The organism is Acinetobacter sp. ANC 5600 (assembly GCF_002018395.1).
Taxonomy (GTDB): domain Bacteria; phylum Pseudomonadota; class Gammaproteobacteria; order Pseudomonadales; family Moraxellaceae; genus Acinetobacter; species Acinetobacter amyesii.
Map to the genome: position 1 here is coordinate 26,513 of NZ_MVKW01000004.1, position 23,254 is coordinate 49,766.

At 38.3% G+C, this 23,254-nt stretch carries 23 protein-coding genes; 8 read left to right on the plus strand and 15 right to left on the minus strand.

The annotated features are described in order from the left end of the window. Positions 1-43: 43 nt before the first annotated feature. Positions 44-1,267 carry a benzoate/H(+) symporter BenE gene (gene benE / locus B1201_RS09630; protein WP_078193699.1) on the plus strand — a complete coding sequence of 408 codons (1,224 nt, stop codon included), beginning with the start codon at positions 44-46 and terminating at the stop codon, positions 1,265-1,267. Between the two features lie 379 nt (positions 1,268-1,646). Here the strand turns inward: benE and hcaR are convergent, their stop codons facing one another. Then, positions 1,647-2,540 (minus strand): DNA-binding transcriptional regulator HcaR, encoded by an 894-nt coding sequence (hcaR, locus tag B1201_RS09635; protein ID WP_078193338.1) that lies wholly within the window; start codon positions 2,538-2,540, stop codon positions 1,647-1,649. A gap of 307 nt (positions 2,541-2,847) precedes the next feature. Next, the gene (locus tag B1201_RS09640) at positions 2,848-3,684 is read right to left on the minus strand and encodes an SDR family NAD(P)-dependent oxidoreductase (RefSeq protein WP_078193339.1); all 837 of its coding nucleotides are present in this window, start codon (positions 3,682-3,684) and stop codon (positions 2,848-2,850) included. 524 nt (positions 3,685-4,208) lie between these two features. On the opposite strand from B1201_RS09640, the gene B1201_RS09645 reads away from it, so the two are divergent. After that, entirely contained in the window at positions 4,209-4,649 is a 441-nt protein-coding gene (locus B1201_RS09645; RefSeq protein ID WP_078190743.1) for a DUF2147 domain-containing protein, read from the plus strand. 87 nt (positions 4,650-4,736) lie between these two features. Here the strand turns inward: B1201_RS09645 and B1201_RS09650 are convergent, their stop codons facing one another. Then, entirely contained in the window at positions 4,737-5,792 is a 1,056-nt protein-coding gene (locus B1201_RS09650; protein ID WP_078193340.1) for an aromatic ring-hydroxylating oxygenase subunit alpha, read from the minus strand. A gap of 248 nt (positions 5,793-6,040) precedes the next feature. On the opposite strand from B1201_RS09650, the gene B1201_RS09655 reads away from it, so the two are divergent. Beyond that, positions 6,041-6,970, plus strand: coding sequence for a LysR family transcriptional regulator (locus B1201_RS09655; protein WP_078193341.1), 930 nt, complete (start codon positions 6,041-6,043; stop codon positions 6,968-6,970). A 102-nt stretch (positions 6,971-7,072) separates the two neighbouring features. Here B1201_RS09655 and hpxO read toward each other — a convergent pair whose 3' ends face one another. Then, positions 7,073-8,230, minus strand: a complete 1,158-nt coding sequence (hpxO, locus tag B1201_RS09660) for an FAD-dependent urate hydroxylase HpxO (RefSeq protein ID WP_078193342.1) — start codon at positions 8,228-8,230, stop codon at positions 7,073-7,075. A 205-nt stretch (positions 8,231-8,435) separates the two neighbouring features. On the opposite strand from hpxO, the gene alc reads away from it, so the two are divergent. After that, positions 8,436-9,443, plus strand: a complete 1,008-nt coding sequence (alc, locus tag B1201_RS09665; protein ID WP_078193343.1) for an allantoicase — start codon at positions 8,436-8,438, stop codon at positions 9,441-9,443. Positions 9,444-9,532: 89 nt separating this feature from the next. After that, complete coding sequence (locus B1201_RS09670; RefSeq protein WP_078193344.1) at positions 9,533-10,033, plus strand: ureidoglycolate lyase; 501 nt, start codon at positions 9,533-9,535, stop codon at positions 10,031-10,033. A gap of 206 nt (positions 10,034-10,239) precedes the next feature. Here B1201_RS09670 and B1201_RS09675 read toward each other — a convergent pair whose 3' ends face one another. The 5 genes from B1201_RS09675 to B1201_RS09695 form a co-directional block, all read right to left on the minus strand. Beyond that, positions 10,240-11,619: a nucleobase:cation symporter-2 family protein gene (locus tag B1201_RS09675; RefSeq protein ID WP_078193345.1), complete on the minus strand. Its 1,380-nt coding sequence runs from the start codon at positions 11,617-11,619 to the stop codon at positions 10,240-10,242. Between the two features lie 30 nt (positions 11,620-11,649). Beyond that, positions 11,650-11,970 (minus strand): hydroxyisourate hydrolase, encoded by a 321-nt coding sequence (uraH, locus tag B1201_RS09680; protein ID WP_078193346.1) that lies wholly within the window; start codon positions 11,968-11,970, stop codon positions 11,650-11,652. Continuing rightward, complete coding sequence (uraD, locus tag B1201_RS09685; protein WP_078193347.1) at positions 11,967-12,470, minus strand: 2-oxo-4-hydroxy-4-carboxy-5-ureidoimidazoline decarboxylase; 504 nt, start codon at positions 12,468-12,470, stop codon at positions 11,967-11,969. The genes uraH and uraD overlap by 4 nt, the downstream gene beginning before the upstream one ends. Positions 12,471-12,613: 143 nt before the next feature. Continuing rightward, complete coding sequence (gene puuE / locus B1201_RS09690) at positions 12,614-13,576, minus strand: allantoinase PuuE (RefSeq protein WP_078193348.1); 963 nt, start codon at positions 13,574-13,576, stop codon at positions 12,614-12,616. 96 nt (positions 13,577-13,672) lie between these two features. Beyond that, entirely contained in the window at positions 13,673-13,996 is a 324-nt protein-coding gene (locus B1201_RS09695) for a hypothetical protein (protein ID WP_078193349.1), read from the minus strand. Here B1201_RS09695 and B1201_RS09700 point away from each other — a divergent pair. Together B1201_RS09700 and B1201_RS09705 are read left to right on the plus strand one after the other, a co-directional pair. Then, on the plus strand, positions 13,991-14,401 hold the full coding sequence (locus B1201_RS09700) for a transposase family protein (RefSeq protein ID WP_143221689.1): 411 nt from the start codon (positions 13,991-13,993) through the stop codon (positions 14,399-14,401). The two genes, B1201_RS09695 and B1201_RS09700, sit on opposite strands and share 6 nt — an antisense overlap. Continuing rightward, entirely contained in the window at positions 14,349-14,819 is a 471-nt protein-coding gene (locus B1201_RS09705; protein WP_078193350.1) for a transposase family protein, read from the plus strand. Before B1201_RS09700 ends, B1201_RS09705 begins: the two co-directional genes overlap by 53 nt. A 344-nt stretch (positions 14,820-15,163) precedes the next feature. On the opposite strand, the gene B1201_RS09715 is transcribed toward B1201_RS09705, so the two are convergent. Beyond that, a complete protein-coding gene (locus B1201_RS09715; protein WP_078193352.1) occupies positions 15,164-15,559 on the minus strand; it encodes a hypothetical protein in 396 nt (131 codons plus the stop codon). Between the two features lie 265 nt (positions 15,560-15,824). On the opposite strand from B1201_RS09715, the gene yddG reads away from it, so the two are divergent. Then, positions 15,825-16,748: an aromatic amino acid DMT transporter YddG gene (gene yddG / locus B1201_RS09720; RefSeq protein WP_078193353.1), complete on the plus strand. Its 924-nt coding sequence runs from the start codon at positions 15,825-15,827 to the stop codon at positions 16,746-16,748. A gap of 23 nt (positions 16,749-16,771) precedes the next feature. On the opposite strand, the gene B1201_RS09725 is transcribed toward yddG, so the two are convergent. From B1201_RS09725 to tagF, 5 genes are all read right to left on the minus strand, one after another. Then, entirely contained in the window at positions 16,772-18,070 is a 1,299-nt protein-coding gene (locus B1201_RS09725) for an MgtC/SapB family protein (RefSeq protein WP_078193354.1), read from the minus strand. 277 nt (positions 18,071-18,347) lie between these two features. Next, positions 18,348-19,235: a DMT family transporter gene (locus tag B1201_RS09730; protein ID WP_078193355.1), complete on the minus strand. Its 888-nt coding sequence runs from the start codon at positions 19,233-19,235 to the stop codon at positions 18,348-18,350. Between the two features lie 240 nt (positions 19,236-19,475). Beyond that, positions 19,476-21,104, minus strand: coding sequence for a long-chain-fatty-acid--CoA ligase (locus B1201_RS09735; RefSeq protein ID WP_078193356.1), 1,629 nt, complete (start codon positions 21,102-21,104; stop codon positions 19,476-19,478). 405 nt (positions 21,105-21,509) lie between these two features. Beyond that, the gene (locus B1201_RS09740; RefSeq protein ID WP_227591916.1) at positions 21,510-22,256 is read right to left on the minus strand and encodes an OmpA family protein; all 747 of its coding nucleotides are present in this window, start codon (positions 22,254-22,256) and stop codon (positions 21,510-21,512) included. A gap of 20 nt (positions 22,257-22,276) precedes the next feature. Continuing rightward, complete coding sequence (tagF, locus tag B1201_RS09745; RefSeq protein ID WP_078193358.1) at positions 22,277-23,236, minus strand: type VI secretion system-associated protein TagF; 960 nt, start codon at positions 23,234-23,236, stop codon at positions 22,277-22,279. Between the last annotated feature and the right edge of the window lie 18 nt (positions 23,237-23,254).

Below are 23,254 nucleotides of genomic sequence, written 5' to 3' on the forward strand. Positions count from 1 at the left end.
AATTCAACAGGCTCATTGACATAGTCGCATGGAGGCAAAAGCGATGGCACCCCTGTTAAAAACATTAAAAGAAGATTGGTCGATCTCAGCGACGGTTGCAGGATTTTTAGCCGTGCTGATTTCATATTCAGGCCCATTGATTATTTTTTTCCAAGCCGCACAAAAAGCCCAAGTCTCCCCAGCCATGATGATTTCATGGATTTGGGGCATTTCTATTGGTGCAGCACTGACGGGTATTTATCTCTCTATTAAATATAAAACCCCGGTGATTACCGCGTGGTCAGCGCCCGGTACGGCTCTTTTAGTCACCCTATTTCCGAATATTTCACTGAATGAAGCCATAGCGGCTTATATCACATCCGCTATCGTTATATTTTTGATTGGCATCACCGGCTATTTTGACAAACTCTTAAAATGGATTCCTCAAGATGTCGCTGCGGGGATGATGGCAGGTATTTTATTTCAGTTTGGGCTTGGACTGTTCACTGCTACAGATAGTATGCCGATCATTGTCTTTGGCATGTTATTAGTCTTTCTTATTTCTAAAAGACTATCGCCACGCTACGCGATGATTTGGGTCTTGCTAACTGGTGTTGTCCTGAGTTTTACATTAGGGAAAATCAATCCTGTTGATGTAAATTTTCAGCTCGCTATACCGCAGTTTATTGCTCCAACTTGGACTTGGAACTCAACTTTAAATTTGGCAATTCCCTTAATCTTAGTCAGTCTGAGTGGTCAATTCCTTCCGGGGATGGCGATCATGAAACTCAGTGGATATGAAACGCCAGCCAAGCCGATTATCACAGCAACCAGTATTGCCTCGCTCGCTGTCGCATGTGTCGGAGGCATTACTATTGTTTTAGCGTCTATCACCGCAGCCATGTGTATGGGCAAAGATGCACATGAACTTAAGGAAAAACGCTATATAGCCGGTATTGCCAATGGTATTTTTTATATTTTAGGCGGCTTATTTGCAGGCAGCATTGTCATGTTATTTAGCCTATTACCTAAAGAGTTAGTCGCTGCACTTGCAGGTTTAGCGTTATTAGGTGCGATTGGGACAAATATGTCGGTTGCGATGAAAAATGAGGCCAACCGTGATGCAGCGCTGATCACTTTTTTAGCGACAGCCTCAGGTATGCATTTTTTAGGGCTAAGCTCAGTATTTTGGGGGATTTGTATCGGTGTCGCGGCACATATCATTTTGACCAACCGTGTAACTACACAAGCGCCGATGACAACGACTCAAGATTCTAAAAGTTCATAATATCCAAACGCATTGCTAATACAAAGAAGATGGAAAATTACATCTTCTTTGTTTAATCAAAAATAAAATGCTTTCATTTAGACTTCGGTTAATTCAGGCAATTCTCGATGAGCGATTTCAAAAGCTTATTGAACATCTAATCCCACAGCAGTCAATAAAAGCTCTACAACTTTGGCAATCCAGTGAACCCTTTAGGCAAATAAGCATAGCAACGCACAGATTCAATTTTTATGATGAAGTAATCGCCACCTAGCCTTAGTTTAAAAAAAACCATCTAATTTGAACCAACATAAACTTTATCAGCAGCGTAAATCCAAAGGTTTTTACCCCCCTGAGAAGATTATTTATTGAATAGAATCACTTAACTAAATGATAAACTTCAATCAAACTTCAAATGAAAAAAATCGTTAATTAAATTTATAAATGCTTGCACACTAGGTGATGTATTTGTACTGCGCTTACTCATATATAAGTTGATTGTTGGAAGGTCCGTATCTAACTTTTTGACAATAATATTTTCATAAGCAATATCTGCAATATAACTCGGTAAAATCGTACACGACTGTGTGATATTGATTGAATTAATGTTGAATAAAATATTACTGGCGCGCTGGATGATTTTTAAGTTGATCTTTTTGTCTTCTGCAAATTTTAAAATCTTATGATGCAGAACTGACGACACTTCCTCAGCCGGAATAATAAAATCTATTTCTTCTAAAGATTTGACTGATATTTTATTTTGATTTGCAAATGGATGCTGATTATTCATCAAGAAAATCAAAGGCTCTTCAAATATCAACTGACTCGAAATTTCATGGTTATTAACATCTGCCCTCGATATGGCGATATCAATACGTCCATTATGTAAATCACTGACGATTTGAGTGTCATTTAAGCTTAAAAGTTCAACTTTTAAGTCAGGAAACATCTCTGTGAGTTTCGGAATAATAAAAGGAAAAATTTTCATTTCTGCAACTGGTACAAAACCAATGGTGATTTTTTGGTCTTTGGCTTTTTTGACTTGGCGCGTCATTGCAACTGCTTTATCGGCACTTTCCAAAATATTTTTGGCATGTTCCAAAAAAACAATTCCTTCATCGGTCAGTTCAACTTTACGTTTAGAGCGAATAAATAACTGTACGCCAATAAACTCTTCGAGGTCTTTGATTTGTTGGCTAAGAGAAGGCTGAGCCGTATAAAGTTTTAAGGCCGCTTGGCTAAAATTAAGTTCTTGTGCAACCATGACAAAATATTTTAAATGTCTTAATTCCATTTAAGTCACCTGTGTAGTCCAATCCTTAGGACGTTTTTAATACAATTCTGTTAGCAAGCTAAAATAGTCTTATATTTTGTGGTGAAGTGTTCATTTTTTATTTAAATATCAATTTTTCTCATATTTTACTTCTAAATGGTTCAAAATTTTTAATCAATTGAACTCATGCTGGAATTATGTGATTTCAAAATAGCGTCTTCTCTAGCACCGCTTAATTCATTTTAGAAATACATTTTCAAATATATATTTTGACAAAAACAAAAAAAAGGGATCATGTTGCATCATCCCTTTTTTACTTATCTTTGAATTATTTACGTTTTTTCTTACCACTGAGCAGATCTATGGCTTGGGCATAACGTGTAGGTGCAATCCGCTGAATTAAATCAATGATTTTGGCGTCATTACCGATCAAAACACGACGTTTATTTTGCTTTACCGCATCTAAAATCACTTTTGCTGCAACTTCAGGCGGTGTTTTCAACACTTTATTAAAGGCTTTCGTGGCTCTATCTGGGTTCATACCCAACGCACGAATACTGTCACTCATACGCGCGCTATTTGCAATATTGGTTCGAATTCCACCCGGATGCACACAGGTAGCGCTCACTCCGACATTTTCCAAGTCTAATTCTTGACGTAAAGATTCTGTAAAACCACGTACTGCAAACTTCGTTGCATTATAGGCACTTTGAGTCGGTTGAGCTGTCAAACCAAATAAGCTGGAAATATTCACAATATGTCCATCGCCACTTTGTCTTAAGTACGGTAAAAATGCTTTTGTCCCATACACCACGCCCCAGAAATTGATATTCATAATCCACTCAATTTCATCATAATGCATACCTTCTACTGTACTGGCTAGCGCGACACCCGCATTATTAAAGATCAAATTGACCTGACCAAATTCAGCTTGGGTTGCAGCCGCCCATTGCTCGACAGCGGCACGATCAGACACATCTAACTGGGTCTGAGTTATTTTCACACCGGTGTGCTTAATCATTTCAGCCGTTTGTGCAAGGCCGTCGAGGTTGCGATCACTTAATGCTAGATGCGCACCTGATTGAGCCAGTTGAATGGCTAATTGCTGTCCAATACCTGAACCTGCTCCAGTAATGGCTGCGACTTTGTTGTTAAAATTTTTCATCGTTATTCCTATACACACTTAATCCAGTTCAGTGATCAAGCCGCATTTTCGTATTATTCATAGCACAAGCTTAACGAGTTCTAATCTATGAATGAAATGATTTTATTTAATTCTAAAATATGAATGCTATACATGGCTATTTAGCGTTATTTCTTCAAATCAAATGAATGTAATTCGCCATGATTAGAGCAAAAATTAAAAGCTTTAATGAGCCTTTTATCTCCTGCTTTTTTGCGGATTGTAGCTCCAATTTTTTTAAATCAAATTGCGTTTGATATTTATAAAAGTGATACAAACCCCAAATGTTATAAACAAAGCTCAACATTTATTCTATTTTTCTACACGATCCAGATTCTAGATATTCAAAATCAGTATATAAAATCCACAATATATACTTATTTTTTTGTGAATATAGTCCTTGAAGAAAGCAAGGCTGATGCTTTGTAATTTTCCAAGTCTTGTGTATCCACCCTTTGGAAGATCAGGGATGCACATCTCTTACTATGTTCAATAGAGGTTCTAAAATGATAAAAACAACTCTTAGCCTAATCGGTTTATCACTGGTGTCTAGCTTAGCATTGGCTGCTGATCCATTGCATGGTACTAAATGGAAAACCATCGATGACCAAACAAAAAAACCTTTATCCGTAGTTCAATTTAACGAAACCTCAAATGGCGTTTTATCTGCAAAAATCGTTGATGTACTCACCCCGGGTGAAGCAGAAAACTGCCAAAAATGTGTTGGTAAATTCCACAATAAACCATTACTCGGTGTACAAATCGTGAATGGTTTGAAAAATACCGGTAAAAATACCTATGACGGCGGTAAAATTACTGACCCCAAAAATGGTAAAACCTATAGCTTCAATGCGAAAATGTCGAATGACGGTAAGACTTTGAATGGTCGTGGCTATATTGGTGTATCTGCGCTTGGACGCAGCCAAACATGGATACGTGTAAACTAATCCTTAGTGTACAAATTCAAAAAGCGGCTCGATTGAGTCGCTTTTTTGCATGAATACTTCAAATATAAAATTATTCGAATATAAAATTTAAACGGTATAACGTTTGCTTAGCCCCCATTCGGCTAATATGCGACGATAGGTTGTGGATGAGCGATCTGCTTCGAAATGCGCCTCCATACTGATATCCAGTGGCAATTCCTCAGGTTTTTGACTTTCCACCATGTCCTGATCTTCAGCAAAAATTTGTGCATTAAAATCATAAACTGCTTGTAAATCTCCTGTGGTATCAAAATTTCGAGTTAAAGGCACAAATAAACGGGTTTTATTATGCGATACAGGACAACAGGCATTTAAGATTTTCAACACCCCATTTTCAGGAAAATCGATGGTTAAAATTGCTGAAAATGGCGGATAGACATCAAATGTTCTTTTCCATAAAAAATCTTCTGGCGCTAAATGTTGTAAGCCATGCGGATAATTACTCACATCACTGAGATATTCTGTATGTAGTCCATAGTCCGTACGTACTGTGGAATATTTTTGTACTTTAGGATTTTCACGGTCTGCAAAGCTCTCATGATGCACCCATGCGAAATGTGCAACATCAATAAAGCCTTCGAGCTGACGCCCACTTGAACCACCAATATCTACATAAGGTGGCAATATCGATTGGTGCTGCTCGGTATCCCACGTGTCTAAATCTGGAAAATTGGCCGTAGATTCGTCTCGGTTAAATAAACTGGTCCACACTAATCCATATTTCAATACAACTGGAAATTTAGTTAATGAAAAACGCTCTGAAATTTGAGTCAGCTCTGGCTGTGCGGGAATTTTTACACACTTTCCTGCGCCGTTATAATGTAAACCATGATATGGACAAATAATGTCTTCACCCTTGACCCAGCCTTTAGTTAGTGGCACCCCTCGATGTGGACAAATGTCACGAACCAAATGAATTTTTCCACTTTCAGTTTGATATAACGCCATTTTTACATCGAGTAATTGCACTTGTTGCGGTTCAGTCGAAACATCTTCTACACGTGCAACGGGATACCAATGCTGCGCCAAAATATTCCAGTCGTTGGCATCAAATGTACTGCACTGAGGTTGGGTAAATAAATTGAGTACTGGAATGGCATTCATAGTTCATCTCGACATTTTCAATATTTCTTCAGCATTTAGCTCTATTTAAATTTTGCTAAATCCTTATTTTCTAAGTCGAAATTAAATTCTAAACACATTTCTGTCTATTAGAATGATTTGCATAGATTGTTCTATTTTTTAGAACATTAAGTATTCATTATTGCTTGATTTGATAAAGCTGGCATGAATATCGCTTAAAATGCATAACATTATGATTCGCTGATGACGCGATAGAGATTGAAGCCTGTATGTCGATTACCTTTTCTAGATTTTCTGAATATTTTATGGCGGTTGCACGGACTGGGAGTCTACGTAAAGCTGCTGAACAACTTTTTATTTCAGTCTCGGCAGTACATCGACAAATCGTTTTGGCAGAGGAAGAACTGGGGGTTGCCCTATTTGAACGATTACCTCAGGGCTTAAAACTGACGCTCGCGGGTGAATTACTGTATGCCGATTTATTAAAATGGCAAAAAGAATATCAACTAACGCGAACTCGATTTGATGAAATCCAAGGCTTAAACCGTGGAAACATTGAAATGGGCTTTATTGCAGCTTTGAATGACAGTTTTGTCGTCGACTGTATTCAAAAGATGGCTGAAACTTATCCGTGGATCAACCTCAACATCAGCATGAATAGCAGTGATGATATATCCAGAAAAATCGTCGATGCAGAATTAGATTTTGGCATTATTTTAAATCCCAAAAGCCATAGCCAATTAGAGATTTTATCCTTTATAGAAATTCCTTTGGGCTTTGTGATGTCGCCGCATCATACCTTGGGTGGGATGGATAAAATTTATCTTTCAGATACGTTAAATGAACGGCATATTTTGCCGAGTGAACCACTCATTATTAGTGAATATGTACAGACTTTATATAAGCATCATAAGTTTAGTCCGATTCAAAAGATCGAATGTAATGACATTAGAATGATATTGTCATTGGTTCAACAACAATTAGGCATCAGTTTGATGTCATACATGGATGCTTTGCCACTGCTTGAGAATAATAAGATTATTTTTAAACCGATCCGTGAAAAAGGCTTACACAGTTTGACCATCGCTTTATGTGTCGCATCGAAGCGCCAAACCTCTCGAATTTCTCAGATCATGATTAATCTTTTGGTGGAAAAAATGGAAGAAATTAAGATCAATTTAAAATCTTTGAACCATTAAAACCATTATTTAAGCTTTTTTGTCACTTAATTTTTTGTAAAAAAAATCCAGTGCGAATAATTCGAACTGGCTGCTGAAAGCTAAAGTTTTATTAGTTTATTTTTAATCCAATGGATTACCTACAATATTACTGATAATACCTTTCATAATATGATTGCCTTGTTCTTTACGCAGTTCTGCATACCATTCGCGCGTTACGCTTACATCTTTCATATGGGTTACATCACAACGCTTACGCGCTCGCAGAACCAATTCATTGGCACGTTCATTACGTTTATTTTGATAACGACGCAATGAATCTTGCAAGCCCAAAGTATTGATTTGTAAAGAACGAGCTAAATAAATTGCATCTTCTATTGCTTGGCAGCCGCCTTGTCCAATATCCGGCGTTGTACTGTGTGCTGCATCACCCACAATCACCACACGACCTTTGTAGAAATCTGCAAAAGGTTCAATATCATGAATTTCTACCCGATTGGTTTTTTGGGCATCTACAGCATCAATTAGCTTTTGAACCGGTTCACACCAACCTTTAAAGTATTCTTTAAATAAGGCCTGATATTGTGTCCGGTCATTTTCTAAGCCTGCTGCTAAAGGGACATCAAAGAAGAAATAGAATCGGTTGTCGGCAACGGGCATCAGCGAAACGCGCTTACCTTCTCCTACAAATGTCGTCCATTGATCTGCCGCAGCAAATTCTTCTGAAATATCGACTAAACCGTTCCAATTGACATAACCTGCATAGCGGCGCTCAACTTGTTCACCCAATACATATGCCCGTGTCAATGAATGTGTGCCATCAGCGCCGACCAATAAATCAGCCCGAACCTCGCTTCCGTCGGCAAAACGGGTGATCACTTGATTATCTCGTTCTGAGAAGCTCACCATTTTTTTGCCTAGATGAATATTCTCACGACCAAATTCATCCATGAGCATATTTTGTAAGTCTGCACGTGAAACGGGATATGGTCGTTGTCCAACTTCTTCAATTAAAGGAAACAGACTAAACTGCGTCATAACATCGCCCGTTAAACCATCAATATAGGCTAAATGATCCATCTTGCCACCGAGCTTTTCGACTTGTTCGGTTAGCCCCAAATAGTTCAAACATTTGACACCGTTAGACCATAAAGAAATAGCGGCTCCAACAGGTAAAATTTGTTCTGCCTGTTCATAGATGGTTACTTGGTGTCCAAATTTTTTCAAAGCGATCCCAGTCGTTAGGCCCGCCATACCTGCACCAATAATTGTAATGTCCATCTATAACTCCCCTGTGTTTTTAAATATCTTTCTCCTAAAAAGCGAAAAGCATGCCATTTTTTCAAAAAAGCAATAAAAAATCTAAAGTTGGCACACGCTGTGCTTCTAAACACGTGTAAATGCTTGTTTTTATCAAATGTTAAATTTTTAACACTGAAAACAAAATGCATATGTTTTAAATGAAAATAGTGAATGGATTTTATATATGGCGACTTTACTCGCACCAAGTTTTGATATTCCTGCACAATTACAGACACTTACAAATTTAGCAGATGACCGTATTGGTGCAAAAATACTTGATTGTTCAGATGATTTTTTTGCAGAATCAAAACGCATGCTTCAATTTAATGCACCTATCTTCGTCGAAGATAAATTTGATGAGCATGGCAAATGGATGGATGGTTGGGAAACGCGTCGTAAACGCCATGCAGGTTATGATTGGGCAATCATCCAACTCGGTGTTGCTGGTCGAATTCAAGCCTTAGATATTGATACAACATTCTTTACAGGGAATTATCCAGCTTCCGCATCAGTTGAAGCCTGCTTTGCACCGAGTGGTGAACTAGCACAGGCAGCATGGGTCAATATCTTAGGCAATACCGTATTGGGCCCGAGCCAACACCATATATTGAAGGTCTCAACTGATCAGGTTTTTACCCATGTGCGTTTAAATATATATCCAGACGGCGGTATTGCACGATTTAAAGTCTATGGTGAAGTTCAGGTTCAAATTCAAGATAGTATGAGCACATTAGACCTCGTTGCACTAGAAAATGGTGGACGTGTTATTGCTTATAGTGATGCTCATTTTGGACATCCACGAAACTTAATTAACCCTGGTCGCGGCATCAATATGGGAGATGGTTGGGAAACGAAACGTCGCCGTGCACCAGGTTTTGACTGGTGTATTTTGGCTTTGGGCCAATCTGGTGCAATAGAGAAAATTGATATTGATACTGCCCATTTTAAAGGCAACTTCCCTGCGCAGGTTTCTATACAAGCGATCTATGTAGAAGATGCCACTGACCCTCAACTGATTCCGCAAAGTATGTTCTGGCCTTTTTTACTCGATGCACAAGACATGCAGATGGATCATATTCATAGCTTTGTCAGTGAGATTTTAAAGCATGAAAAAATATCGCATATCCGCATCAATATGATTCCTGACGGGGGAATTAGTCGCATACGGTTATGGGGAAAAATACATCCTTAAATGCAGTGTTAATCAAATAGGAAGCCTTCGTGCTTCCTATGTGTATGGTTTCAATTTTTTTAATTAAATACCCTATAAGATATCTAAACATGACTCACAGCATAAAAATACAAGCTCTAAGTATTGAAGGCTTTGCGCCTTTTGGTGAGGTTATTTGTACGACTGGACATGATTTTTTCCACATCAATGACGCACATACAGAGCGATATCATGCCCTCGTAGAAACAGAAATTTCAGGTGATGCGGTTGCTGGAATTAGCATCTTCAGAAATATCAAAACGACTGAGTTGCCTTTTACGATTTCGATGTTAGAGCAGCATCCCAACGGCTCACAAGCGTTTATTCCAATGCAAGCGCAAGCTTTTTTAGTGGTTGTTGCACCTGCGTTGGATGATCACAGCCCTGATCTTACACAGCTATGTGCTTTCATCACTGATGGTAGCCAAGGAGTCAACTATCGTGCAGGAACATGGCATCATCCACTACTGACACTCGAAGCACCAAGTAGCTTTGCCGTCATCGATCGTATTGGCGCTGGGCATAATTGTGATGTGTTTCAGTTCCCAACGCCTATTCACATTTCAAATTAATGTATTTTTAGCTTAAATACTTAGAGTTAAATAGACCAAAAATCACTTAACCAATTGTTAGTAAATATCTTATTTAATGTCTTGGTATTAATTAATTTATTTAAATATTACGCAATAAAAAGCCCTCAATTTAGAGGGCTTTTTTAAACTATAAAGTTATTATTTTATGAATCATCGTGAGGTTCAAGACTCAAGATCTGCCATGATTAATGTTGCACATCTATTGCCATGTTTGGTTTTTTCACCTGATCTTTGCTCATAGTCACTTCTTTATTTTTAAATAAATTCAGATGATTGAACACAATATTTAAAATAATCGCCATCAAACAAGTTGAACTAATGCCTGAATGAAAGAGTGTTTGCACCCATTTCGGGAAGTTTGCATAGAAAGAATGATCGATAATTGGAATCATTCCTGCTGCAATTGCAGTCGCAACAATGATGAGGTTCTTTTGCTCGTTATAGTCAATTTTCGCCAAGGTACGAATACCACTTGCTGCGACCGTTCCAAACAAAACTAAACCAGCACCGCCTAAGACAGGGACAGGAATCGCTGCAATCAGTCGCCCCATAATTGGCAGAATGCCTAATACGACTAAAATCATTCCACCCGCTGCGACAACAAAGCGACTTTTCACGCCAGTAATCGCTACTAAACCGACATTTTGTGCAAAAGCACTTTGCATGAATGAACCGAAGATTGGCGCTGCTGCACTAGATAGCATATCAGCGCGTAAGCCATTGGTAATACGCTCAGCATCCACTTTAGTACCAACAATTTCCCCAACGGCAATAATATCTGCTGTCGTTTCAGTCATAATCACTAAAGTCACAATCAGCATGGCAATAATGGCACTTAACTCAAAAGTTGGCATACCGAAAGCAAAGAAGCTTGGAAATTGAATCCAGTTACCATTTGCAACTTTAGAAAAATCGCCAAAGCCAAAGGCATAAGCGAGCACTGTACCGAAGACGATGGCTAACAAAATAGATAAACGTCGGATGGTTGCATTACGGGTTAAGTTCAGCGCAATCACGATACCTAAAGTTAAAAATGCCAAGCTGATGTTCTCAGCACTTCCCCAGTCTAGTGCTTTATTATTGCCCCCCATCATCCAGCGTACCGCTACAGGCAGCAATGAAAGACCAATCACGGTGATCACACAGCCAGTCACAATCGGTGGGAAAAAACAAATAATTTTTGAAAAATATGGAGCTAGAAAAAAGCCAATTAGAGATGCAACAATCACCGCGCCATAAACAGCAGAAAGCCCACCGCCAGTGGTTACTATGGCAATCATCGTCGCCACACCTGCAAATGAAACCCCTTGAACTAAGGGTAATTTTGCACCGATATATTTCACACCTACGGTTTGCAGGATGGTCGCCAAGCCACCCACAAAAAGCGCCGCCGCAATCAATAAACCGATCTGCGCAGGTTCAAGTCCCGCGGCTGTACCAATAATCAATGGCGGAGCGATAATACCGCCATACATGGTTAATACATGCTGTAGACCATAGGCAAGGCTTTTCCCTGCGCCTAAATATTCATGTTCTGGTGAAACTGTTTTATCTTGTTCTGTCATTTTTATATCCCCTATTTTTTAACTTTGCTCTTAGCTTCCGCGATACGTTGAATATGCAAATGGGCTAATGAGTAAAGGAATATGAAAATGCTGCGAGGCATCTTTTACATAAAAATGAATCACAGCTTTTGGAAAAAAGGTTTCGGTATTTAACGTCTGAAAATATTCAGCAGTCGCAAATTCAAGGCTATACGCACCTGCTGTAAATTCCTTGAGTGCAAAATCATTAACGCGGCCATCAGCATTGGTTTGGGCTGAACCTAGTAACTCTCCGTGTGCATTAAATAATTGAATGCGGACATTCGCTGCAGGTTTGCCTAGATTGGTGTCTAAAATATGTGAGCTAATCATGCGCTAAGCTCCTGTTTTAATCTTAATAAGGCAATTTCAGCCAGTTGATGATGGACAATTCTTTTTTCTGTTTCAGGATCATTCAATAATCGATATTGCAGCGCCTGTAGTACATCTTCACTACTGAGGCCTGAAGCTTTGATTAAAAAGAGATAACCGTACTTTTTCTCATACGCCATATTGCCTTTGAGCAATGCAAATTGAGTTTCTTCATCTGCTGAAATTTCAGACTGTTCTCGATTTGAAAATTGTTGCTCCAAACTACTTAATTCAGCCTGTGCCTTTTTTTCACCAATCCGTGGATGGTTATCTAAAGCATTTTTGATTTCATCCCAAGTCCAAGCATTTGCAGCTTTTACTGCTTGCTCTGTGATTTGCGTGACAGAGGTATAAGGACGCTGCGCTACAATGTGTTCTGCCCAGCCTTCAATTTGCACACAGTGCTTTAAAAAAGTTTTTACATCTGCTTCGGATGCTTTATTAAATTCAACAAGTTGCACTATAAATTCGCCTAAAATTATTGAATGATTGTTCAAATTTAGATTTGCAATATCAGTGCCAACCTAGGTCTATGAAGTCAGTTACATAAGTACAGGCCTAAAAAAAGAGGAGCTAAGCTCCTCTTTATCCAAATATTTTTTTATTAGACTGCATGATGTGTATACCAATGTTCCGCGATATCACCACGGCGACAGATCCAGACTTTTTCATGTGATTGCACATAATCTAAGAATCGTTGTAGTGCTTTAAAACGGCCTGGTCGCCCTAAAATACGACAATGCATCCCAATCGATAACATTTTTGGCGCGCTTTCACCTTCTGCATATAGCACATCAAAAGCGTCTTTAAGGTATTGATAAAATTGTTCACCACTGTTGAAACCACCCGGTGAACAAAACTTCATATCATTGCTTTCGAGAGTATAAGGAATAATTAAATGTGGACGGGTTTGACCACTTTCATTCGTCAAATGACTCCAAAAAGGTAAATCATCACCATAGTGATCGCAGTCATATTTGATTTGCGGAAATTCAGCCAATAGCTGACGTGTGTTGGGACTGTCACGCCCTGTGTACCAGCCAATAGGCGTCTTTCCAAATAAAGCTTCAAGCACACTAAAAGCTTGATCCATGTGCTGACGTTCTAGCTCTATCGGCATATCTTGATAATGTAACCAGCGTTGACCATGTGAAACGACATCATAGTTGGATTGTTTGATCGCATCGACGATATAAGGATTACGTGCTAAAGCCATACCGACACCAAAGACCGTCAGGGGTAAATCACGTTTTTTAAATTCTTCATGAATCCGCCAAAAACCTGCTCTGGAGCCGTATTCATACATCGAGTCCATCGACATATGTTTGGCAGGAAAACTGGCCGCTCCAATAATATCGGATAAGAATTGTTCTGATCCTGCATCCCCATGTTCGATGTGGTTTTCTCCACCTTCTTCATAGTTCAACACGAACTGCACTGCGATACGTGCCTGATTAGGCCATATGACTTGAGGTACATCGCCATGATATCCAATTAGGTCTCTGGAATAATCCTGTTGTTGGATCTGGTCAATTAAGTCTTGCCCGCGTAAGTAGCCTGTAGTCACTTCAACTTCCTAATTTGTTATATCAAACAGTAAAAAATTAGGTAGAAGCAAGCAAATTATGCGCCAATATCGTAGACGGCTAAATAACTTTTCATATCAATGACCATTGCCTTTTTTTAAAATATTGAATGGTTGCCCTGAATCATCTGCAAGGATTGAAATTTGCCAAATTTCATCTATTTCTGGAAAATTCTGATGCAGTTGATCAATGAAATAGTAATAACCCTGTGTATTTTCGGTAATATAAATGATTGTATTTGAACACAATATATAGAGTTGAATCTCATCAATGGTTCCAAAATTTTGGCGTACGACATCTATACTTTGAATATCTTTCCATAATAAGCCTCTTTCATAAATCAAAAAACGAACAGTCTCTTGCTGATTATTTGTACCGAAGAATTTTAAATATTCATGCATAATCTGCGGATGAAATATATCGATTCAAAGAAGCTTTCTGAAACACAGTTTAAGCGATACACCGGCATATCATGGTCAACCTTTGATTTAATGGTTGAACAACTGAAAATGCATGTTCCTGCTAAAGGTAGACCAACTAAATTGAGCATAGAAGATCAAATCCTTCTGTGCTTAAGTTATTGGCGCGAATACCGAACCTTGTTCCATGTTGCAACAAGTTATGGTGTGTCAGAGCCGACTGCTTCAAGAATTGTCCGTCATGTAGAGGACTGCCTGATCAAGTCCAATTTATTTAATTTACCGAAGCATTTGCCTGAGGGCGAAGGCATCGACTGGAACGTGGTGATTGTTGATGCCACAGAAATTCCAATACAAAGACCTAAAAAAACAGAAGAAAAGCTATAGTGGCAAAAAGAAGGCACATACTTTCAAAGTCCAGGCCATCATTCATTATAGAACTCAGCAAATTCTGAGTTTATGCACTGATCGTGGTGCTGTACATGATTTCGAACTCTTCAAACGAAACTTACATCAGATTCCGGCAGGTGCCTTTATCCTTGCAGATAAAGGCTATCAAGGGATTTATGCAATGTATCCAAATAGCTTGTTGCCATTAAAAGCAAAAAAGCGCTGTAAATTGGATCCTGAACTAAAAATCTATAATCAAGAAATCAACAAAAGAAGAATTGGGGTTGAGCATGTATTTGGTAGTTTAAAAACTTTCAAAATCCTTGCCGAGCGATATCGTAATCGAGGAAAAAGACTGGGCTTAAGATTCAATTTAATTGCGGGAATCTATAATTTAGAGCTGAGCAAAAAATGAATTATGAAAGAAGTCTAATATAGATAAACCTAATATAATATTCATAAACTTCACTTTCTTTTTTTATCTTCCCGATCAACAAATAACTCCCATTATAAATTAGATCAACAAAGATAATAAAAAAAACTACTGCACCAATAAAACTCCAGAAACCTATCCCAAAAAAGTAATACTTTATTAAAAAAATCAAAAACTCAATAATAAAAAAAATAGCTATAATTAGCCTTTTATAATCGTGATAAACTCTAATTACAAATTTATCCATTATTATTCCTTTTTAAACTATCGATCCATCTCATTACGAACTGCATCATTACTTTACTTCTTCAGTAGACATCAATTATTTAATACACATCACGGCGGTAACGACCTGCTTTACGCAGTGTATGCAGTTGTTCAATGCCCAGTATCTCTTGCAAAGTGGCATCTACCGCTTTAGCCATATTCAAACTGCCGCAGATATAGAGACAAGCCCCTTGCTCTAGCCAATCAATCAATTCAGCTTTTTTTACAACTAGGACATCTTGCACATACTTTTCAGCAAATCCATCACGAGAAAATACCCGATCGATTTCTGCAATTTTACCTTGGTTTTGTAATTCATGCAGTTCATCAGCAAAAATTGCATCAAAAGCTTGTTGACGCTCACCATAAATTAACCAGTTTTGATAGTGCTCTGTTGCGACACGTTGCTTAAGATGTGAAAGCAAACCCGCCATTCCTGAGCCATTGCCAATCATAATTGCCGACTTAACGCCCTCTGCTAAGTCAAAATTTGGATTCGCACGAATATAGGCATGAATACATTGTCCAAGTTTTAAATCTTGTGTTAATAAACCAGAACCTAAACCTAGTTCATCGCCATGCTGCTCTTGACGTACGACGAGCTCTAAATCTTTTTAATTAAATAGAGTTTGATAATTTCACGCTTATACTAAACGACTGAATAAAGACTATAATAAAAATTAAAAATTCATTCGCTATTTGCGAAATCTTCGAGCAATCATGTCCAAAAATCTTGCAACGCTGATTGGATTCAGTGCAATCTTACAATGGTCTTCTATTGTTGGTTTACTTAAGAAAATTAGTTTCAGTATTGGCCCTGATCTTGCTGTGCTCTTTATGTATACCTTGAGCGCAATTATTCTATTGCTCTTATTTAAAATTCCAAACCTTAAACTGGTTCCGCGCCAATTTTTGATATATGCCACCCTTTTATTTGTGATTTATGAGTTGTGTTTTTCGTATGCCATTGCTTTGGCTCAAACAGCTCAACAAGCGATTGAAATCAGTTTGGTCAATTATTTATGGCCGAGTCTGACAATTGCCGCGTTAATATTATTTAAAGAATTAAAATTTAACTTTTTCGTAATCATTGGTTTAGCCATTAGTTTGGGCGGCATTATTTTAATCCAAACTGTTAACGGAAGTTTTAACTGGTCTACCGTCTTTACCAACATTCAGTCCAATCCATTAAGCTATTTTCTTGCTTTTATGGGCGCTAGTTTATGGTCACTCTACTGTGTGATTACACGTAAATACAGTCATGGACATAACCCTATTTCATTCTTTTTCGTCGTGATCACCATTGTGCTATGGCTAAAAATGTTGATATTTCACGGTATCCCGCGAATGCCTGCCGTAGACTTACATACCGGTAAGTATATGTTAATCGTATCCATCGTGACCGCATTGGGCTATGCAGCGTGGAATGTAGGTATTATAAAAGGCAATATTACGATATTGGTGACCTTATCGTATTTTAGTCCGATTTTTTCTTCATTGATTTCAATGTTTATTTTACAGACACCACTGAGTTTAAGTTTTTGGCATGGCGCCATTTTAGTGACATTCGGTTCGCTGGTATGTTGGATTTCAACCAGTTGGCCACAAATAAAAGCCAAATTAATGCAATTGCGCCATGAATAATATGAAGCAGTCACTTGGCTCATTTATCTTAAACTGAATAACAAAACCGCGATTAGGCACAGCATATGAAGTAACTGTGTTGGTGCAAAATATAGAAAATATTTCCAGCCACCTGTGAGAAATGCATTCACACATTTTGAAATTGCATGGGCTGATAATCCAATCACCACAGCATAAACCAGTGTCAAATTATCGATATTACCTTGCATCACAACGGTTGCCATAGCTGCATGGACTTCAAAGAGTGATGCTAATAATGTCCCTAAAATTAAGCCTTTATCACCTAAAGCGAGATTTAATCCATACACAAGTGCTTGGATCAAAGTGAGCGTGATGGCAATGATTGCCGCCTGTTTTAAGCTAAACATTCGACTATCGGTATTTTCTAACGGCGCTGGTTCATTCGCTTCTACACAAAGTTTTTCGGGTTCTGTCTCTTTATTATGCTGAACTTGAGATGAGCCATAAATCAGATATAGCGCAGCAAGGACTAATATCAAGATGCCGACGATACTTGGTATAACTAATATTTTAAACCAGGCAAAACTCACCCCAAGTACGATGATCAAGAGTTGAACCAATGTCGCAACACATGAAAAAAGTCCTGCCCCTGCATTACTTTTGGCACTGGCTTTTCTTGCTCGCACTTCCATGCCTAAGCTTGCGATTGTTGCTGTGCTCGACACAAAACCTGATGCCAAGGCCGATAAAATAATGGCTTTATCAGAAGATAGAAGCCGCTTGGCGATGTGCGCTAATGACTGCACCACCAAGATCAATATCAGTAATTTTAAAATCACATAGGGATTTAATACTGAACCCCAATAGGCTTGATTCGGCGTTAAAGGTAAGGCAATTAGGATCAATGCCAGTAAAAAGACCCCATCTCTTAACTCATAGTTTTTGATCCAATGCGCTGCAAAATGATGTAAGCCTTTTTTTCCAAATAATATGAGGGTCAACACGACAGCCAAACACGCAGCAAGTGGAATATTAAAAACACAAGCGGCACCGATCAAATAAGTCATGACAAAAGCAAGTTCAGTGGTTGTTCCAATATCTTGTTTTTGTTGACTTAATCCATAATAGCTAAACATACTGACGACAATTGCACCGATCACACCAACAGTTAAATGGATTAAAAAACACAATGCTCCAAACAACGAACAAATGGTAAATGAGCGTAAACCAGCAAAACTCTGTTCACTGTCCAAATTGTTGTTACGTTGACGCTCCAAACCGATGAGCAATCCACAGCCTAAAGCCGAAGCTAAAATCGTTAACAATGCTGGGAAGGATAATGTTTGTATGAGTATTTCCAAATTTAAGCCCTCCCATCAATACATTGTTTATATTGGCAATATAAATAAAAAATAATTAAAAAAAATTAACGCTAAAATTCGAAAAATAAATATATAAATTGAACAACTTGAACATTTTCAATCATGTTCAAAGTTTAATCATCCTTTAAATCATAAACAATTCCATGATAAATATCTTAGTAAACATTAATTTTTCTCATATTTTAATTAAAAAAATATTCGAAAATCTGACTTAAATTCGGCCTCTATTTGCTTCCATGAATGTTTAAAGCACACATTAAGCCCAAATCACCATAATCGCCGCAATCACCACTAAGGCTAATCCCCAATGATCGGTTCTTGCGAGTTTTTCCTTAAAGAAATATGCAGAGATTAAGAGGCTAAATAAGATTTCGATTTGACCTAGGGTTTTGACAATCGCAACCGTTTGCATACTCATAGCAGTAAACCAGCCCAAGGATGCTAGAAAGCTACAGACACTAACGCGAAAGGTCAGACCGACTCTATCCCACATGGCAATGAGCGTTTTACGGCTAAATAAACTGAGGTAAAGCAGCATAATCACACATTGAAAGCCAATTACACTCAACAACACCCACGCCGCACGATGCAAAGTCGGTAAATCACTTAGCTCTATACTGGCTTCACGAACCAATAAAGAGGTAATTGCAAAACTTAATCCACTTCCTACACCGATGCATAACGTTGGCAGAGATAATTTTTGTCGTTGAGAACCTTTGCTTAAAAGAAAAACGGCAACACCACCAATCAAAACTCCAATCCAACCAAATAAACTTAAATGTTCACTTAAGAAAATCACCCCAACAATGGCCGCAAATATGGCTTCACTTTTCGCTAAACCGACACCGATGGCATAATTCTTTTGCTTAAAAAGCAAGACCATTAAAATCGTCGCTAAAATTTGACTTAGTCCTGCAATCACCACATAGACCCAAAACATAGTTGTAAATGTGGTCACCTGAGTCACAGGCTGTTGTTGGTACAGCACATATAAATAAATGCAGGCAAATGGGAGTCCAAAAATAAACCGTGCAAGGGTGACACCATACACATCAACAGTGGTACTGAGTTGTTTTTGAAATGCATTACGCCATGACTGCATAAAAGCAGCCATTAAAGTGAATAAGATCCAAACTGGAAACATAAGAAAGGTGGTTTAACGGTGGATGCCTCATCAATTTACGCTTTTATTGAATTGAATGCGACCCAACACGGCTAGATTATTCATTGAACTTGGTTATGGATTCGTTGAAAAAAATTTATTTAAAAACCTCATATTAAGAATATGGTATTTATCAAAATTTAAGTTTTTATAAAAAACGCAAAGGTAACATACCTTTGCGTTTTGCTCCTTACCAACATTTAGTTAGTGACTTATATTAAGTTAGCTTTCAAGTAGTACAGCACCAAATTGCTCACGTAAATCTTTTTTCAGCATTTTACCTGTTCCACTCAAAGGAATAGCATCCACGAAAATCACTTTATCTGGCACCTGCCATTTAGCGACTTTATCTGCATAATAATCCAAAATTTCTGTATCAGATAAATCGACATCTGGCTTTTTAATTGCAATCAAAACAGGTCGCTCATCCCATTTCGGATGAGTCGCTGCAATCACTGCTGCCATTGCAATTTTAGGATGTCCCATAGCCAAGTTTTCTAACTCAACAGAAGAAATCCATTCACCACCCGATTTGATCAAATCTTTTGAACGGTCACTAATTTTTAAGAAACCATCTTCATTCAGGGTTGCAATATCCCCGGTATCAAACCAACCATCTGAGGTTAATGCAGACTCTGTTTTGCCAAAGTAATTGCCAATAATCCAATGCCCTTGGATCTGTAAATTACCCGTCGTTTCTCCATCACGTGCAACTTCGTGTGTACCGTTTTCTTCATCGGTAATACGTAAATCAACTCCAAATGGCGGACGACCTTGTGATAATCGTACTTGTAATTGTTCTTCTTCAGATAATAACAAATGTTTGGCTTTAAATTGGTTTGAAGAACCTAATGGACTGGTTTCGGTCATTCCCCAAGCATGAATCGTTTCACAGTTAAATTGTTCTTTAAATACTTTTAACATCGCAGGTGGGCAAGCAGATCCACCAACTACATTACGCACTAAACTCTGGAGCTGACTACCCGCTTGCTGCGCAGCATTAATTAAACCTTGCCAAATCGTTGGAACGCCCAATGCAACAGATACTTTATAGTCATCAATCATTTGTGTCAGGCTCGCACCATCTAAACCTGGGCCTGGCAGCACTAAAGTACATCCCACCATTGCCGCAGCATATGGCGTACCCCATGCGTTGACATGGAACATCGGCACAACAGGCATCATAATATCTCGCGCTGAGATATTTAATGAATCCGGCATACAAATCGCATAACTGTGTAAGACTGTTGAACGATGACTATACAACACGCCTTTCGGATTGCCTGTGGTACCCGAGGTATAACATAACGAACTAGCCGATAATTCATCTAATTCTGGCCATGTATAGTCTGCAGATTGCGCCGCGATGAGTTCATCATAAAATTTAACTTCTGGCACTGCTTCGATAATTGCTGCATCTGGTGCATCTAAACAAATAAAATGTTCAACAGATTTTAATAGTGGTTTTACTGCTTTGATTAAAGGCAAAAAGGTTTTATCAAATAACATGACGCGGTCTGCGGCATCATTGATGATAAAAATTAATTGTTCTGGAAATAAACGTGGATTAATGGTGTGACATACATAACCACTACCTGAAATAGCGTACCAAGACTCTAAGTGACGATGGTTATTCCAAGCGATGGTCGCAACACGATCCCCTAAATTTAAACCGAGTGATGCAAGAACATTGGCAAATCGTTTTGAATTTTTATGGACTTCACCCCAAGTGGTTTTCGTAATCGTCGAGTCTGTATTTTTTGAAATGACTAAACTATCCGCATGATAGCGACCCGCATGTTCAATCATGCTACTAATCAAAAGCGGTTTAAACATCATATTACCAAGCATTCTTTGCTCCCACATTCATCCATATTGAGTTGTTGTTTTTCCGCACTGTCCTGCAGATTTTTTAAAACTTTGCACCATGTCAAAAGTGATTATTCTTTATCGACAAGGTTGAAAGCAGTAGATATGAAACGCATATCCAAAACTGATTCTTATGTTTTAACCTTAATTGATTTTAGAATCCACTGTTTTATTGCTCAAAATATGAATGCTTTAGTGTTATAAAATGCAAAAATTAAAACTTTATCCCTATTCAAAATATAGTCTTATTTAGTTATAACACTGCTACTTTAAAAAATGTCGTTTTCAGTTATCAAATAATCGACTGAGTCAATTAGCATAAAAAAACCCAGTCTAGATACACTGGGTTCATTCGTTGCATTAGCCGTTGTAGTTAAGTTGAAATAGTTACAGCACTTCAAACTCAATACGACGGTTTTTCTTACGGCCTTCAGGCGTAGCATTGTCTGCTACAGGCTTATTTGAGCCCATCCCTTCAGTACTTAAGTTCGCCGCCGCAATATTCTTTGAAATCAGGTAGTTTTTAACTGCATTAGCACGATCTTGGCTTAAACTTAAGTTTTTCTCAGGATTCCCCGAGCTGTCTGTGTGACCAATAATTCGTACTTTTTTCCCACCGACGCGATTCAGTGCGATAACCATTTCATCTAAGATCTGTACCCCAGATGGTGCTAAAATCGCGCTTCCAGATTCAAATTCAATAATACGATTACGTAAAGCCGCATCAATAATGGCCTGTTCAGCCTGATTGACAGAAAGCTGTGCATTGAAACGAAAAGGTGCTGTGACCAAAGACTGAAACTTGGTGGTCGTGGGTTGGATATCATTTTGATTTGACATCTTGCCACTTAAATCGACTTGCGTTCCGCGTACAGAGAGTTTCCCCTGTTTTACTTTTTTTAGGTCATCATTAATCATTTGGCTTACGCTATTACCCCAACCATTAGGTGCTGTAACCGCTCGAACCTGAATTTTATCAACCACATTTGCCTGACCATAGGTCAAATAGGCTTTATTTAATATTTCTTGCTTGGTTGCTTCATTCGGTACAGCACCTTCAATCACAATAGGCTCTGCCCAAAGCAAAGTCGAACAACCTAAAATGCATACACTCGCAATAAATTTGGGCAACATTGGTAAGATTCTTTGCATCATTATTCTTCTATAAAAGTCTGTCTAAAAAGTTTAATGCCATGAATAAGGCTGATCTGACGCTCACTCAAAGACTGTTCCAAAACGGCTAAGCCTGCATTTTGTTCAAGATAAGGATCAATCCAACTGGCATCGATCAGGGAAACCCAATGATCACTTTGCATATTTTGGGTAAAAACATCACTGAGTGCAGTAATATCAGCACCTTGAAAACCAAACAGTAAAACAGGTGAATCACTGTGTAGGATGCCAATGAGTAACTCAGCATCTTGGTTTTCGACAAAACGACTAATTAGGTTGACCCAAAAAGCCGCAATTTCATAGCAGTAACTAATATTATTAATTGGTAAAATCAACACTTTATTCAACCGAGACGTGCCCTGATGAATAATCGGTTGTAGCAGCAAACCGAGACCAATCATGCTTTGCGCCAACTGATAAGGCGTAAAATTCAATAAACGTGCAAATGAATGCAACGTATGATGCTCATAAAAAGAAGAGGTTTCTTCTGTCCCGAACACTTGAATTTCGTTATTCAGTTTGCCTAATTTATCGAGCAAAATATCGGGATCGCGAATAGAACGCATCACTCGGTTACGCTGATATAAGTCAATTAAGGTTTGTTTATAACGAAAAGGTGCATACAAAATATTATCGAAAGGATCATCGATTTCTAGCAGATGAGCGAGCACCATTGGAAATTGACGCTTTGAACTGTCTTCACTACTAATCAAATTGGCAACCAAAAAACGCTTATCTTTTGGACTGGCAATAAAGAAATCTAATGAAGGCAGTGAGTTATACGCTGCATTAAAATTGTCTGAACGCATAGCGAACTCAAGCGCCTCCGTGATCCACTGATCGATTAACTGAATCAGTGAATATTGTTCACGGCTCTTTAAGAAGTCACCACGAGCTGGACATTTCCCATAATACAGCGGTGTCGTTCTCACTTCATACATCGTCACACTCCTTGTTCT